At 68.6% G+C, this 15,248-nt stretch carries 12 protein-coding genes; 5 read left to right on the top strand and 7 right to left on the bottom strand.

Features of this window, described 5'->3' with window-relative positions; genetic code table 11:
* Positions 1–95: 95 nt before the first annotated feature.
* Entirely contained in the window at positions 96–1,403 is a 1,308-nt protein-coding gene (locus tag ABT158_RS28060; protein ID WP_352358306.1) for an ABC transporter substrate-binding protein, read from the top strand.
* 3 nt (positions 1,404–1,406) lie between these two features.
* Here ABT158_RS28060 and ABT158_RS28055 read toward each other — a convergent pair whose 3' ends face one another.
* Positions 1,407–2,075, bottom strand: coding sequence for a hypothetical protein (locus tag ABT158_RS28055; protein ID WP_352358304.1), 669 nt, complete (start codon positions 2,073–2,075; stop codon positions 1,407–1,409).
* 370 nt (positions 2,076–2,445) lie between these two features.
* On the opposite strand from ABT158_RS28055, the gene ABT158_RS28050 reads away from it, so the two are divergent.
* Positions 2,446–3,741, top strand: a complete 1,296-nt coding sequence (locus tag ABT158_RS28050; protein ID WP_352358302.1) for an ABC transporter substrate-binding protein — start codon at positions 2,446–2,448, stop codon at positions 3,739–3,741.
* Positions 3,742–3,797: 56 nt separating this feature from the next.
* Here ABT158_RS28050 and ABT158_RS28045 read toward each other — a convergent pair whose 3' ends face one another.
* From ABT158_RS28045 to ABT158_RS28020, 6 genes are all read right to left on the bottom strand, one after another.
* Positions 3,798–4,199 carry a hypothetical protein gene (locus ABT158_RS28045; protein WP_352358300.1) on the bottom strand — a complete coding sequence of 134 codons (402 nt, stop codon included), beginning with the start codon at positions 4,197–4,199 and terminating at the stop codon, positions 3,798–3,800.
* Positions 4,200–4,258: 59 nt separating this feature from the next.
* Complete coding sequence (locus tag ABT158_RS28040; RefSeq protein ID WP_352331023.1) at positions 4,259–5,056, bottom strand: ABC transporter ATP-binding protein; 798 nt, start codon at positions 5,054–5,056, stop codon at positions 4,259–4,261.
* A complete protein-coding gene (locus tag ABT158_RS28035; RefSeq protein ID WP_352358298.1) occupies positions 5,053–5,991 on the bottom strand; it encodes an ABC transporter ATP-binding protein in 939 nt (312 codons plus the stop codon). The genes ABT158_RS28040 and ABT158_RS28035 overlap by 4 nt, the downstream gene beginning before the upstream one ends.
* On the bottom strand, positions 5,981–6,979 hold the full coding sequence (locus tag ABT158_RS28030; RefSeq protein WP_352358296.1) for a branched-chain amino acid ABC transporter permease: 999 nt from the start codon (positions 6,977–6,979) through the stop codon (positions 5,981–5,983). The genes ABT158_RS28035 and ABT158_RS28030 overlap by 11 nt, the downstream gene beginning before the upstream one ends.
* Positions 6,980–6,995: 16 nt before the next feature.
* The gene (locus ABT158_RS28025; RefSeq protein ID WP_352358294.1) at positions 6,996–8,156 is read right to left on the bottom strand and encodes a branched-chain amino acid ABC transporter permease; all 1,161 of its coding nucleotides are present in this window, start codon (positions 8,154–8,156) and stop codon (positions 6,996–6,998) included.
* A 519-nt stretch (positions 8,157–8,675) separates the two neighbouring features.
* On the bottom strand, positions 8,676–9,026 hold the full coding sequence (locus tag ABT158_RS28020; protein WP_387645449.1) for a PaaI family thioesterase: 351 nt from the start codon (positions 9,024–9,026) through the stop codon (positions 8,676–8,678).
* 131 nt (positions 9,027–9,157) lie between these two features.
* On the opposite strand from ABT158_RS28020, the gene polA reads away from it, so the two are divergent.
* The 3 genes from polA to rpsA all read left to right on the top strand — a co-directional run bounded on the left by polA (position 9,158) and on the right by rpsA (position 14,739).
* Positions 9,158–11,848, top strand: coding sequence for a DNA polymerase I (gene polA, locus ABT158_RS28015; protein ID WP_352358292.1), 2,691 nt, complete (start codon positions 9,158–9,160; stop codon positions 11,846–11,848).
* Between the two features lie 161 nt (positions 11,849–12,009).
* Positions 12,010–13,065: a polysaccharide deacetylase family protein gene (locus tag ABT158_RS28010; RefSeq protein WP_352358290.1), complete on the top strand. Its 1,056-nt coding sequence runs from the start codon at positions 12,010–12,012 to the stop codon at positions 13,063–13,065.
* A 192-nt stretch (positions 13,066–13,257) separates the two neighbouring features.
* Positions 13,258–14,739, top strand: a complete 1,482-nt coding sequence (rpsA, locus tag ABT158_RS28005; protein WP_352358288.1) for a 30S ribosomal protein S1 — start codon at positions 13,258–13,260, stop codon at positions 14,737–14,739.
* Positions 14,740–15,248: the final 509 nt, after the last annotated feature.

Here is a 15,248-nt window from a genome sequence, read left to right as displayed (position 1 = left end):
AAATCCCCACATCTCCCCGTCAAAGAGGCATGCTGAGCTCGGAAAACGCAGCGAGGGAGATCGTTCCCCCGCTGGGAATAAGGGGAGTCTCTTTTATGATCCGCATTGCTCCAGCAGGGCGCTTCCTGGCCGTCGCGGCAGCGGCGAGCCTGGCCCTGACGGCCTGTGGCGGCGGTGGCGACACGGCCGCGCAGCAGACCACGTCCGCGGCGCCGTCCTCGTCGGCCCCGGCCGCCCAGACGGAGGCGGCCAAGGGCGACGGCACGCTCACGATCGGCACCGTGCTGCCCCAGACCGGCTCGCTGGCGTTCCTCGGCCCGCCCGAGTTCGCCGGCGTCGACCAGGCCGTCAAGGAGATCAACGACGCGGGCGGCGTGCTCGGCAAGCCGGTTACCAAGATCCACACGGACTCGGGTGACACCACCACGAACGTGGCCTCGCAGTCGGCGGACAAGCTGATCGCGCAGAAGGCCGACGCCATCATCGGCGCCGCCTCCTCGTCGGTGTCGGAGTCGATCATCGACAAGGTCACCGGTGCCGGCGTGGTGCAGTTCTCGCCCGCCAACACCTCTGACAAGTTCACCACCATCAGCGACCAGGGCCTGTACTTCCGTACCGCGCCCCCGGACAAGCTGCAGGGCCGCGTGCTCGGCGACCTGATCGCCGCGGACGGCAACGACACCATCGGCATCCTGGCCATGCAGGACTCCTACGGCTCCGGCCTGGCCGACCAGGTGACCAAGACCGCCGAGGCGGCCGGCGCCAGCGTCGTGGAGCGCGTGGACTACGACCCCAAGGCGGCCGAGTTCTCCGCGGACGTCGCCAAGATCAAGGCCAAGAACCCGAAGGCGATCGTGCTGATCGGCTTCGAGGAGGGCGCCAAGGTCATCCAGGAGCTGGTCAAGCAGGGCCTGACGGTCGACAAGGTCAAGTGGTACATGGTGGACGGCAACATGTCGAACACCAACTACCTCAAGATGCCCAAGGGCACGCTCAAGGGCGTCAAGGGCACGATCCCCGGCGCCGAGGCTCCGGAGGACTTCCGCAAGAAGCTCCTGGAGATCAACCCCAAGCTTGAGGACTACACCTACGCCGCCGAGTCCTACGACGCCGCGATCCTCATCGCCCTGGCGGCCGAGGCCGCCAAGGACGACAGCGGCAAGTCCATCGCCGCCAAGCTGCCCGAGGTCAGCAAGGGCGGCGAGAAGTGCAAGACCTTCAAGGAGTGCGCCGACCTGCTGAAGGCCGGCAAGGACATCGACTACGACGGCATCAGCGGCCCGATCGAGTTCAACGACGCCGGTGACCCCGCCGTGGCCACGATCGGCGTCTACCAGTACGGCGACGACAACAAGTACGCGCCCAAGGCCCTGGAGTACCGCACGGGCAACATCGAGGGCTGACCCTCACCCGCCGCCCAGGCCGCACACTCGCAACGAGTACTGGATCAACCGGTCCTGCAGCGGCTTGGGCGGCACCACGATCACCACCCGCTCGGGCCCGCCGTCCACGGTGGCCCGCACCGGGAACAGGAACGCCTTCTTGGCCTCGGCGAAGGCGTGCGGGTCGCAGCGGCCGGGGGTGAGCGTCACCGGCACCTCCGTCCGCTGCTGCCCGGCCTCCAGCACGGCCACGGGCCGCCCGCCGGCGTCCGGCGTGATGATGTAGTGCGTGGTGCCGTCGAGCTCGGTCAGCGTCACCTTGCCGGCGCCGCGCCGGGTGACCACCAGCTTGCCCCGCATCTCCTTGCCCACCTGCTTCCAGTCGGGCCCGAACTCGATGCCGGCCGCCTCCTTGACGAGGAATTCCGAGCATTCGTCCCGAAGCAGGCGGGTCAGCAGCGGGCTGGGGTGCGGCACCTTGAAGACCACCCGGCGCGGCTGCTCGGCGCCGGCGCGGATGTTGGCCACCACGGTGGCGGGCTGGAGCTGCGGCAGGCCCGCGGGCAGGCAGTTGGCCGCGCCGTAGGTGATGCGCAGGTCGGTGCGCTCGGTCCGCTTGATCGTGGCGTCCGTCTTTTCCGGCGGCAGTGTTTTGAACGACGGCGTCACGAGCTGGACGTCGGCGAAATACACGGGTATGCCGCTGGTATTACGGACGGCCACCTCCAGCGCGTGCACGGGCTCGTCGGAACGCCATTGCTCCAGCGTGACCGATACGCCGGCGGGAGGATCCGAGGAAGGCGGCGGGGGCGGCGGCGACGAGGCGCACCCGGCAAGAAGGACCGCCGTGACTAGGACAGGCGTAAAACGCTTCACCCGTCGCACATTAAGCCTGCTAGCGCAGGTCCGTAAGTTGAGGACTGATTACGACTCCGCATCCAAGTGCCGACAGTTCACCCTGCCATCTGGTTCGAGTACACGGCGATTTTGTACGTTTCCGTCATTCGATCGGGAGCGCTCGGCGGTGCTGAGGATCCCGGCCTGGAAATGAAGGAGACACTTCATGATCCGCATTGCTCCCGTGGGGCGGGCGCTGGCTGTCGTGGCCGCCACCAGTTTGGCCCTGACGGCCTGCGGCGGTGGCGGCAGCAACACCGCCACGCAGTCCTCGCAGCCGGCCGCGCCATCCTCGTCGGCTCCCGCGGCGAAGGGCGACGGCACCCTCACGATCGGTACGCTGCTGCCCCAGACCGGTTCGCTCGCCTTCCTCGGCCCGCCCGAGTTCGCCGGCGTCGACCTGGCCATCAAGGAGATCAACGAGGCCGGGGGCGTGCTCGGCAAGCCCGTCACCAAGTACGACACCGACTCGGGCGACACCACCACGAACATCGCCTCGCAGTCGGTGGACAAGCTGCTGGCCCAGAAGGCCGACGCGATCATCGGCGCGGCGTCCTCCTCGGTGTCGGAGTCGGTGATCGACAAGATCACGGGCGCGGGCGTCATCCACTTCTCGCCCGCCAACACCTCCGACAAGTTCACCACGATCGAGGACAAGGGCCTGTACTTCCGCACCTCGCCGCCCGACAAGCTGCAGGGCCGCGTGCTCGGCGACCTGGTGGTGTCCGACGGCAACGACACCGTCGGCATCCTGGCGATGCAGGACTCCTACGGCACCGGCCTGGCCGACCAGGTGCAGAAGACGGTCACCGACGGCGGCGGCGAGGTCGTCGAGCGCGTCGACTACGACCCCAAGGCCGCCGACTTCTCCGCCGACGTGGCGAAGATCAAGGCCAAGAACCCCAAGGGCATCGTCCTGATCGGGTTCGAGGAGACCGCCAAGGTCATCCAGGAGCTGGTCAAGCAGGGCCTGCCGGCCGACAAGCACAAGTGGTACATGGTCGACGGCAACACCTCCAACACCAACTACGTCAAGATGCCCAAGGGCACGCTTGAGGGCGTCAAGGGCACCATCCCGGGCGCGGCCGCTCCGGAGGAGTTCCAGAAGAAGCTCCTCGGCATCAACCCCAAGCTGGAGGACTACAGCTACGCCCCCGAGTCCTACGACGCGATGAACCTGCTCGCCCTGGCCGCCGAGGCCGCCAAGAGCGACGCGGGCACCGACATCGCCGCCAAGCTGGCCGAGGTCAGCAAGGGCGGCGAGAAGTGCAAGGACTTCAAGAGCTGCATCGACCTGCTCAAGGCCGGCAAGGACATCGACTACGACGGCGTGAGCGGCCCGGTCGAGTTCAACGACGCCGGTGACCCCGCCGTGGCCACCATCGGCATCTACCAGTACGGCAAGGACAACAAGTACGCCACCAAGGCGCTGGAGTACCGCACCGGCAACATCGCCGGCTGATCAGCCTCCCGCAGCACCCCGAGAAGGGCCCGGTCCGCGCGGACCGGGCCCTTCCGTCATGCGCAGCCGGCCACGATCTGCTCGGCGGCGGCCCGGTACTGCCGCAGCAGCGCGACCTGCCGCGCGTGCGGCACGTCGTTCCTGGACAGGCCCGCGGTGGCCGTCTCGACGCTCTGGACGGCGGCGTGCAGCGAGGCCGGCAGCCGGTCGCCGAACTGGAGCGTGATGCCGCGCAGCTCGGCCAGCCGGCCGATGACGGCGTCCTCGAAGTACTGCTGCTCCTCCTGGCCCTTCGGCCGCAGCATCAGGTCGGCGTAGCCGATGGCCGAGACCACGCGCGCGCACGGGCTGTCGGTCGGGTCGCCGCCGGTGCTGTACCGCTGCGCCGAGGAGGCGTCCTCCTGGCAGCCGACGAGCAGGACGGGCAGGACGAGCGCCACTGTCAGCATTCGTTTCACAACGTTCATTAAAAAACGGAGAAGGGGCCCCGGGGGAGCCCCTTCTCCGTTCGATCCGGTTACGCCTTGGCCAGCGTGCCCAGGTACAGCTCGATGACCTTGGGGTCGTTGGCGAGCTGCCTGCCGGTGCCGGTGTAGGCGTTTCGGCCCTGGTCGAGCACGTAGCCGCGGTGGCAGATCTGCAGGCAGCGGCGGGCGTTCTGCTCCACCATGATCACCGTCACGCCCGCCTTGTTGATCTGCTGGGCCTGGATGAAGACCAGGTCCTGGAGCTTGGGCGACAGGCCCGCCGACGGCTCGTCCAGCAGCAGCACCGACGGCTCGGTCATGAGCGCCCTGGCCATGGCCACCATCTGCCGCTCACCGCCGGACAGGGAGCCCGCGCGCTGCTTGCGGCGCTCCTTGAGCGCCGGGAACAGCTCGGCGACGAACTCGAAGCGCTCCTTGAACTTGCCGGGCACCTGGAAGGCGCCCATCTCCAGGTTCTCCTCGATGGTGAGGCTGGGGAAGACGTTGTTGGTCTGCGGCACGTAGCCGACGCCGCGGGAGACCAGCGAGTGCGCCTTCATGTTCGTGATGTTCTCACCCTTGAGCAGCACCGTGCCGCTGCGGATGTTGACCAGCCCGAACATGGCCTTCAGCAGCGTCGACTTGCCGGCGCCGTTGGGGCCGATGATGCCGATCAGCTCGCCCTCTTTGACGTAGAGGTCGGAGCCGTTGAGGATGTTGACGCCCGGCAGGTAGCCGGCGATCAGCTCGTCGCACCGCAGCACGGCGTCTTCGGCGCCTTCCAGGTGCGCGGTGCGGTCGGTGACGGCCGCCTGCGACTCGGGGGCGGCCTCGGGGGCGTCGCTCACTTCTGCGTCTCCTCTTCGATCTCGGCCTCCAGAGCCGCCTCGGCCTCGTGGAGCTGCGACTCCAGTTCGGTGTCCGAGAGCGGGGCGTCGTGGTGGGCGCCGAGGTAGGCGTCGATCACGCGCTCGTCCGACATGATCGTGTCGGGCGGGCCCTCGGCGATCACGGCGCCCTGCGCCATGACGATCACCCAGTCGCTGATGTCGCGGACCATGTCCATGTCGTGCTCGACGAACAGCACCGTCATGCCCTGCTCGCGCAGGTCCTTGACGTGGCCGAGCAGCGACTGGGTCAGGGCCGGGTTCACGCCCGCCATGGGCTCGTCCAGCATGACCAGCTCCGGCTGGACCATGAGGGCGCGGGCCATCTCCAGCAGCTTGCGCTGGCCGCCGGACAACGAGCCGGCGAAGTCGTCCCGCTTGGCGCCCAGCTTGAAGCGTTCGAGGAGCTCCTCGGCGCGGACGGTGATCTCGTCCTCCTGGCCGCGCCACATCGACGGGATGAGCGCCCGCCAGAACGTCTCGCCCTTCTGCCGCTGGGCGCCCAGGCGCATGTTCTCCATGACGGTCAGGCGGGACAGCGCCTTGGTGAGCTGGAAGGTGCGCACCATGCCGGCGCGGGCGACCTTGTGGGCCGGCACCCCGCTCATGCTGCGCCCGTTGAACGTCCACGAGCCGGAGTCGGCGGTGTCGAAGCCGGTGAGCTGGTTGAAGAAGGTCGTCTTGCCGGCGCCGTTGGGGCCGATCAGCGCGGTGATGGAACCCCGCTGGATCTCGACGTGGGCGACCTCGACCGCGGTCAGGCCGCCGAAGCGGCGCACGACGTTGTCGACGGTGAGGATCGGGTCCGGCTTCGGCACGCCCGGGTCGCGGGCCAGGTCCTTGAAGGCGGCCAGCGCCGCGGCCTTGCGGTCGGTGGCCGTGGTTTCAGCGTGCATTGATTGCTATCTCCCTCTTGTCGCCGAAGATGCCCTGTGGCCGGAAGATGAGCAACAGGACGAGACCCAGGCCGACCAGGATCCAGCGGACGGCGCCCACCTGGTTCGTGTCCATGAAGGTGATGATCCCGGCGCCGACGGCCTCGGAGAGCACGCCGTAGATCAGGACGAGCAGCACCCAGAAGATCGACGCGCCCACGACGGGGCCGAGCACGCGGGCGGCGCCGCCGAGGATGACCATCGTGTACGCGTAGAACGTCGTCTCGGTGCCGAAGATGTCGGGCTGGACCGAGGCGTAGGCCAGGCCGTAGATGAAGCCGCCCAGGCAGCCCACGACGCCGCCCAGGATGAGCGACTGCATCTTGTAGGAGAAGACGTTCTTGCCGAGGCTGCGCACGGCGTCCTCGTCCTCGCGGATGGCCTTGAGCACGCGGCCCCAGGGGCTCTTCATCAGCAGGTAGACCAGCCCGCAGCACAGGGCGATGAGCACCCAGCCCACGGTCAGCACCCACAGCACCCGGTGGTTGAAGAACAGGGGGACGGAGCCGAGGTTGAAGCCGTACTGGCCCTCGGGGTAGGGGTTGAGCGCGTAGAAGCCGTCGGAGAAGCCGCGCTGGCCGTCCGAGCCGCCGAAGACGCTCTTGAACGCCACCGAGCGGAACACCAGCCGGACGATCTCGGCCGCCGCGATCGTCACGATGGCCAGGTAGTCGGCGCGCAGCTGGAGGGTCGGGATGCCGAGCAGGATCGCCAGGAGCACCGCGGCGAGCAGGCCGACGATGATGCCGACCCAGAACGGCAGGCCCATGACGGTGACGGTGACGGCCAGGCCGTAGCCGGCCACGCCCATGAACGCCGCCTGGCCGAAGTTGAGCAGGCCGGTGTAGCCGAATTGGATGTTGATGCCGATCGCGGCGAGCGCGTACAGCACGGTCTCGACGCCGACCGCGGACTTCAGCGTCGTGCTGATGATCGTGATCCAGTCCATTCTGATCCTCCCCCGATCAGCCGATTCGCTCGCGGCGGCCCAGGATGCCCTGGGGCCGGACGAGGAGCACGATGATGAGCACGACCAGCGCGCCGACGCTCTTGAGCTCCGGCGGCACCCACAGGGTGGAGACCTGGATGAACAGGCCGACCACCAGAGAGCCGACCAGCGCGCCGAAGGCGGTGCCGAGCCCGCCGAGCGTGACGCCGGCGAAGATGAGCAGCAGGATGTCCTGGCCCATCGTGTACTTCAGGTTCTGGGAGAGCCCGAGCATGATGCCGGCCAGCGCCGCGATGGCGCCGCCCAGGGTCCAGACGATCCGGATGACCCGGTCGACGTTGATGCCGGACGAGGCCGCGAGCGCGGGGTTGTCCGACACGGCCCTGGCCGCCTTGCCGGTGCGGGTGCGCAGCAGCGCGAAGCCGACCAGGAGCAGCACGGCCAGCTCGATGCCCATCGCCACGAAGTTCTTGGGAGCCGCGGAGATCGGCCCGACCTCGATGCCCGGCTGGGCCGTGTACTGGGCGTAGGCCTCGTTCTGGCCGCCGAAGAAGATCAGCATGACGTAGCGCATGACCAGCGCGACGCCGATGGAGACGATCATCATGGCGACGATGCCGGTGCCGCGCCTGCGCAGCTGGCCCCAGAACAGGCGGTCCTGGGCGTAACCGAACGCGCCGCCCAGCGCCACGGCGAGCACCGCGGCGGGGATGAGATGGAGTCCGAAGCCCACGTTGAACATGTAGGCCAGCACCGCGCCGAGCGTGACCAGCTCGCCGTGGGCGAAGTTGGTCAGGCCGGTCGTGCCGTAGATCAGCGACAGGCCGAGCGCGGCCAGGGCGATGATCAGCCCGAGGTTGAGCCCCTCGAAGGCGAGCTGCGCCGCGGTGTCCCAGACGCTGCTCTCCCCGCTCCCGTCGTCTCCCTGCGGCTGGCCGGCGACACCCTTGGCCTGCAACGCGAACAGCACGGTCGAGCAGTTGCCCTCGAAGACGGTCGGCGTGCGCACGTTGCTGCCGCCGCGCACCTCGGCGTTTTTCGGAAGGGAGTTCGGGTCAAGGGTGACCTTGAACTTGCCCTTGTCGGTAGGAACTTCCCACGTGCCCTGTGCGTTTGTAGTGACCTCCTTGACGGGTTGTCCGCCCTCGGTGGTCACGGCGATTTTGACGCCGTTCACTGGCTGGCCTTGGAGTTTGAGCGTCCCCTTCAAACCCTGGCATCCGGCCGGCCCCGCCTGCGCGGGACTGGCCAGCAGGAAGATGAGTCCACCCAGGAAGGCCGTGAACGCGATCACGGCTCTGCGCAATGGTGCTCCCTCAAATAGGTCAAGGCGGGGTTGTACCCCTCCATCTCGACACGCGCGCATCGCAGGCACAACTGGGATGCAATGGCGGGAGCTTATTCCGCAGACGCCCGTTTCAGTATGGTTCGTCACCAATTAGTGACATGCGTGTGCCACACATGTGAGCAAACAACGCGGCAGGTCAGGGGCTAAATGAGGGAAGACGCCTGGCCCACGCCGAAAACGAAACGGTAACGATGGGAAGAAAACGTGGACGAGCCCGCGGAGCGGCCTTTGGGGCCATGTAGGGCTTCCCCGGCCGTACACGTTATCTACCGGGCCTCCCCGCGGGCTCTGTTCGGACAACCGTAGCGATCGACGGGGCCGCTGCGCAAAGGTTCGGTCAAAGTGACGTCAGGGGCGCTGGTCGCGCAGCATGCACGTCAGTCTGGAGGTGCACACCCGCCGTCCCTCCTCGTCGGTGATCTCGATGTCGTACGTCGCCAAGGTGCGTCCGCCGTGCAACCGCGTCGCGACCCCGGTCACGTACCCCGACGTCGCCGAGCGGTGGTGGGTGGCGTTGATCTCGATGCCGACGGCGATGCGGCCGGGGCCGGCGTGGATCGCCGCGGCCACCGAGCCCAGCGTCTCGGCCAGCACCGCCGACGCGCCGCCGTGCAGCAGGCCGTAGGGCTGGGTGTTGCCCTCGACCGGCATCCTGCCGACGACGCGCTCGGGGCCGGCCTCGACGAACTCGATGCCCATGCGGTGGGCCAGCGTGCCCTCGTGCACCGCGCCGTACGCGGAGAAGTCCAGCGGATCGGTCTGCGTCAAGGGGATGTCTCCACTCTTCCGAGCTCGGGTTTTCTGTCGTTGACGCAGACTAGGCTGCGTACGTGCCGAAGAGTGAAGTGACCCCCAGCCGCCCGTGCCTGTTGCTGCTTGACGGGCATTCCCTGGCCTACCGCGCCTTCTACGCGCTCAAAGACGCCAACCTCATGACCACCGACGGTCAGCACACCGAGGCGGTCTACGGGTTCACCTCGATGCTGACGAACATCCTGCGCGACGAGCAGCCGACCCACGTGGCGGTGGCCTTCGACCGGTCGGAGCCGACGTTCCGCCACGAGGAGTACTCCGACTACAAGGCCAACCGGAGCGAGACCCCCGAAGACTTCCGCGGCCAGATGCAGCTCATCTACGAGCTGCTCGACACGCTGCGCATCCCGCACCTGTCCAAGGCGGGCTTCGAGGCCGACGACCTCATCGCCACCCTGGCCACCCGCGCGGCCGGCGAGGGCATGAGCGTCCTGATCGTCACTGGCGACCGCGACGCCCTGCAGCTCGTCGACGAGCACGTCACCGTGCTGATGACGCGCCGCGGCATCAGCGACATGACCCGGTTCACCCCCGAGGCGGTCGAGGAGAAGTACGGCCTGACCCCGGCCCAGTACCCCGACTTCGCCGCCCTGCGCGGCGACCCCAGCGACAACCTGCTGTCCATCCCCAGCGTCGGCGAGAAGACCGCGGCCAAGTGGGTGCGCGAGTTCGGCTCCCTCACCGCGCTGGTCGACCGCGTCGACGAGGTCAAGGGCAAGGTCGGCGACAAGCTGCGCGAGCACGTCGCCCAGGTGCTGATGAACCGCCGCCTGACCGAGCTGCTGCGCGACGTGCCGCTCGACGTCGAGCTCGGCGACCTCACCCAGGGCGCGTGGGAGCGCGAGGAGATCAACAAGCTGTTCGACACCCTGCAGATCCGCGGCGAGCTGCGCGAGCGCGTCTTCAAGGTGCTCGGCACCGGCGAGGCGGAGCCCGAGCAGGGCTTCGAGGTCGAGACCGTCATCCTCGGCCCCGACCGGGTGGCCGGCTGGCTGGCGGCGCTCCCGCAGGGCCGCGCCGGGCTGGCCTTCAAGGGCTCCTACGGCAGCGGCTCGGGCCGCATCGACGGCATCGCCATCGCCTCGCCCGACGGCACCGCCGCCCACATCGACCCCGTCAAGCTCACCGAGGCCGACGAGGCGGCGCTGCGGGCCTGGCTGGGTGACGAGAGCAGGCCCAAGGCCGTCCACGACGCCAAGGGCCCGATCCTGGCCCTGTGGGCCCAGGGCATGGAGCTGCGCGGCCTGAGCTGCGACACCGCGCTGGCCGCCTACCTCGCCATGCCGGGCCAGCGCACGTTCGCGCTGGAGGACCTGGCCAGGCGCTACCTCCACCGCGACCTGCGGGCCGAGGAGGAGTCCGGCGGCCAGGCCGCCCTGTTCGGCGACGACGAGGACGCGCCGGCCAAAGACCTCGCGCTGCGCGCCCACGCCGTGCGCGAGCTGGCCGACTCCCTTGAGAGCTTCCTGGCCGGCCGCGGCGGCACCCAGCTCCTGGCCGACGTCGAGCTGCCGCTGCTGTCGGTGCTGGCCGAGATGGAGCGGGCCGGCATCGCCGTCGACAGCCAGTACTTCGCGGGGCTGGAGGCCGAGTTCGGCGCCGCGGTCAAGCACGCCGTGGAGGAGGCCCACCGCTCCGTCGGCGAGCAGTTCAACCTGGGCTCGCCCAAGCAGCTCCAGGAGATCCTGTTCACCCGGCTCAACCTGCCGAAGACCAAGAAGATCAAGACCGGCTACAGCACCGACGCCGACCAGCTCGCCTGGCTCGCCACCCAGACCGAGCACGAGCTGCCGACGATCATGCTGCGCCACCGCGACCAGCAGAAGCTGCGCACCACGGTCGAGGGCCTGATCAAGGAGGTCGGCGACGACGGGCGCATCCACACCACGTTCAACCAGATCATCGCCGCCACCGGCCGCCTGTCGTCGGAGAAGCCCAACCTGCAGAACATCCCGATCCGCACCGCCGAGGGCCGCCGCATCCGGCAGGGCTTCGTGGTCGGCGAGGGCTACGAGCGGCTGCTGACGGCCGACTACAGCCAGATCGAGCTGCGCATCATGGCCCACCTGTCCGGCGACGAGTCGCTGATCGAGGCCTTCGAGTCCGGCCACGACTTCCACCAGGCCACCGCGGCCCGGGTGTTCGACCTGCCGCCCGAGCAGATCGACAGCGAGCTGCGGGCGCGCATCAAGGCGATGAACTACGGCCTGGCCTACGGCCTGTCCGACTTCGGCCTGTCCGGGCAGCTCAACATCCCGGTCTCGGAGGCGCGGGCGCTGAAGGAGGAGTACTTCACCGAGTTCGGCGGCGTGCGCGACTTCCTGCAGGCCATCGTGGCCCAGGCGCGCACCGACGGCTACACCGAGACGATCATGGGCCGCCGCCGCTACCTGCCCGACCTGACCAGCGACAACCGCCAGCGCAGGGAGATGGCCGAGCGCATGGCGCTCAACGCCCCCATCCAGGGCTCGGCGGCCGACATCATCAAGGTCGCCATGCTCCACGTCCACCAGGCCATCGCCGAGGAGGGGCTGGCCTCGCGGATGTTGCTGCAGGTCCACGACGAGCTGGTGTTCGAGGTCGCGCCGGGCGAGCTGGAGACGCTGCGGCAGCTCGTGTGCGACCAGATGAACGCCGCCTACCACCTGCGCGTTCCGCTGGAGGTCTCGGTGGGCGTCGGGCGTACGTGGCAGGACGCCGGCCACTGACGATGTTTATCCCGACACGGCGGGGCAGTCCGACATATCGCGAATGGCGTGGCCCCGCCGTCTCCGGGGCTTCTCGTCTACGCTGAAGACAGTTTGGCCGAGATGTCGGGAGATTTGTGCGGGTACCAGCGTCCTTCACGCGGATCATCGCAATCGCGAACGTGGCCGTGGTGACCGTGGCCGTCGTCGGGCTGAGCCTCTTACCTGACGGTGAGAGTCCTACTACCCAGGCGTCGGCCCGGGTCGGCGTGATCGCCCCCGTCTCACCCCCGCAGGGACAGCCGCAGGACACCTCCCAGCCCCCCGGCGTGGTCGCCACCCCCGAGTTCGCCCGGCAGGTACGCGCCAACGAGGCGGGCCTGGTGCCGATCCTCATGTACCACCGGATCCTGCGCAAGCGCGTGGCCTCCATCGACCGCACCCCCGCCCAGCTCAGGCAGGAGCTGGAGAAACTGGCCAGGCAGGGCTACGTGCCCATCACGGCCAGGGAGTTCGCCACCGGCGACATCCGGGTGCCGGCCGGGCGGTTCCCGGTCGTGCTGACGTTCGACGACGGTCATCCGAGCCACTTCGCGCTCGACGACGCGGGCAACCCCGAGCCCGACACCGCCGTCGGCGTGATCCTCGACGTGGCCGCCCGCTACCCCTCGTTCCGGCCGGCCGCGACGTTCTGGATCAACCGTGAGCCGTTCGGGCTGCGCGACCAGGAGCGGCAGACGGCCGCGGTGCGGTGGCTGGTCGATCACGGCTTCGAGGTCGCCAACCACACCTGGTCCCATCCGGACCTGCGGCGGCTGGGCAAGAAGAAGGTGCGCGAGCAGATCGTCCGGCTGGAGCGCCTGCTCAAGAAGCTGGGGGCGCCGCCGGACAAGACCCTGGCCCTGCCGTACGGGTCGGTGCCGCGGCCCAAGAAGCTCGCCCGTACCGGCTCCTGGGACGGGACCCGCTATGATTTCGCGGGCGTGTTCCTCGCCGGGGCCCAGCCGTCCCTTTCGCCCTTCGCGAAAAACTTCGACCGTGGGGCGATCCAGCGGATCCAGAGCAACGGCAAGCGGGGAGAGTGCCGCAAGTGGTGCTCGCAGTACTGGCTGGAGTGGCTGAACAAGCACCCCGGCGAGCGCTACGTCTCGGACGGCGATCCCACGCGGATCTCCGTCCCGCGCAGGGTACGGGGTAATATCAACCCCAAGCGGGAGTCCCAGATCATCGCGTACTGATGTGCCTCCGGATTGACCCCGTGGCCAAGGTCTCATATGCTGATCGCTGCGCTGTGGGCTCGCGCGCGCCTCAGACGGAGCGGGCTCGCGCTCGGTCACGTCGATGTCGTAATTCCTCGGCTTGATGCGGAAGAGGGCCTGCCGCGCATCCGCCACATCGACATCCTGTCCGCGTTCGGAGCAATTCCACACATGACGTCCAGCACTGAGGCCACCTCGAGCACCCCGCAGGTAGCGGTCAACGACATCGGGTCCGAGGAAGCCTTCCTCGCAGCGATCGACGAGACCATCAAATACTTCAACGACGGCGACATCGTCGAGGGCACCGTCGTCAAGGTCGATCGAGACGAGGTCCTTCTCGATATCGGCTACAAGACCGAGGGGGTCATCCCCTCGCGCGAGCTTTCGATCAAGCACGATGTCGACCCTGCTGACGTCGTGGAGGTCGGGGAGCACGTCGAAGCCCTGGTTCTCCAGAAGGAGGACAAAGAGGGCCGCCTGATCCTGTCCAAGAAGCGCGCCCAGTACGAGCGCGCCTGGGGCACGATCGAGAAGATCAAGGACGAGGACGGCATCGTCACCGGTACCGTCATCGAGGTCGTCAAGGGTGGTCTCATCCTCGACATCGGCCTGCGCGGCTTCCTCCCCGCCTCCCTGGTCGAGATGCGACGGGTCCGCGACCTGCAGCCGTACGTCGGCCGCGAGCTCGAGGCGAAGATCATCGAACTCGACAAGAACCGCAACAACGTGGTTCTCTCCCGCCGCGCCTGGCTGGAGCAGACGCAGTCCGAGGTTCGCCAGACGTTCCTCAACACCCTGCAGAAGGGCCAGGTCCGCAAGGGCGTCGTCTCTTCGATCGTCAACTTCGGCGCCTTCGTCGATCTCGGCGGGGTCGACGGTCTGGTCCACGTGTCCGAGCTGTCCTGGAAGCACATCGACCACCCGTCCGAGGTCGTCGAGGTGGGCCAGGAGGTCACGGTCGAGGTCCTCGACGTCGACATGGAGCGCGAGCGCGTCTCCCTGTCGCTCAAGGCCACGCAGGAAGACCCGTGGCAGCAGTTCGCCCGTACCCACCAGATCGGCCAGGTCGTGCCGGGCCGCGTCACCAAGCTGGTGCCGTTCGGTGCGTTCGTCCGGGTCGAGGAGGGCATCGAGGGCCTGGTCCACATCTCCGAGCTGGCCGAGCGCCACGTGGAGATCCCGGAGCAGGTCGTCCAGGTCGGCGACGAGATCTTCGTGAAGATCATCGACATCGACCTCGACCGTCGTCGCATCAGCCTCTCGCTGAAGCAGGCCAACGAGGGTGTCGGCACCGAGGTCGAGTTCGACCCGACCCTCTACGGCATGGCGGCCACGTACGACGACCAGGGCAACTACATCTACCCCGAGGGCTTCGACCCGGAGACCGGGGAGTGGCTTGAGGGCTTCGACAAGCAGCGTGAGGAGTGGGAGCGGCAGTACGCCGAGGCCCAGACTCGCTTCGAGGCTCACCGCAAGCAGATCGAGGAGGCCCGCAAGGCCGAGGCGGAGGCCGGCGAGGCCGCTCCCTCGTCCTACAGCGGCGAGACCGCTCCTCCGTCGGGCAGCTCGTCGTCGGCTCCGGCCAGCGGCGCGCTCGCCTCTGACGAGGCGCTGGCAGCCCTCCGCGAGAAGCTCGCGGGCGGCCAGAGCTAAGGCTCAGCCTTGAAAAGCCCCGCACGGGTTTCCCGTGCGGGGCTTTTTCATGCCCTCCTTTGGGACGGGGCTCGCGGAGGAGCCTTGCCGCACGGGGTCCTGTCGTGATGCCCCTCCGCATCGACATTCCGGACCCTGACCTCGACGGCCTCCGCCACCGCACCCGGCTGGGCCGGGTCACCGCTGCCGGGTGGGTGGCCGTGGCGAGCCGGTCGGCCGCCTGTGCGGACCGGCGGAGTGCCGGGCCTGCCGGCTCGACGGGCCCTCGGTCGCTGGTTCTCGGAGGGTAGCGCCCCGCTTTCCGGGTTGCCTCTCGCCGTCTCCCGGGCCGCCGGAGGAGCGGTCGTGAAGCATCGCCCCACCTGGACGTGGGCCGAGCTCACGTTCCGCCCGGCCACGACGGGTGCGGCGCCCACCGGCAAGGACGCGGAGGCGTTGGTGCCACCCTGGCTCGCCGCGAGCGGGTGGAGGCGCCCCTCCCCCGCCCGCGCTCAGCTTGACCATCGAGC

It is taken from the genome of Nonomuraea sp. NPDC001636, assembly GCF_040298265.1.
In the GTDB taxonomy this organism is placed as follows: Bacteria; Actinomycetota; Actinomycetes; order Streptosporangiales; family Streptosporangiaceae; genus Nonomuraea.
Note: the sequence above shows the minus strand (reverse complement) of the source record. Positions and strands in the feature narration are given on the sequence as shown.

Bases quoted from the DNA above. Each gene is read 5' to 3' on its own strand.
- ABT158_RS28060 (WP_352358306.1), top strand. From the start codon at position 96: ATGATCCGCATTGCTCCAGCAGGGCGCTTCCTGGCCGTCGCGGCAGCG.
- ABT158_RS28050 (WP_352358302.1), top strand. From the start codon at position 2,446: ATGATCCGCATTGCTCCCGTGGGGCGGGCGCTGGCTGTCGTGGCCGCC.
- ABT158_RS28035 (WP_352358298.1), bottom strand. From the start codon at position 5,991: ATGCACGCTGAAACCACGGCCACCGACCGCAAGGCCGCGGCGCTGGCC.
- ABT158_RS28030 (WP_352358296.1), bottom strand. From the start codon at position 6,979: ATGGACTGGATCACGATCATCAGCACGACGCTGAAGTCCGCGGTCGGC.
- ABT158_RS28020 (WP_387645449.1), bottom strand. From the start codon at position 9,026: ATGGGCATCGAGTTCGTCGAGGCCGGCCCCGAGCGCGTCGTCGGCAGG.
- rpsA (WP_352358288.1), top strand. From the start codon at position 13,258: ATGACGTCCAGCACTGAGGCCACCTCGAGCACCCCGCAGGTAGCGGTC.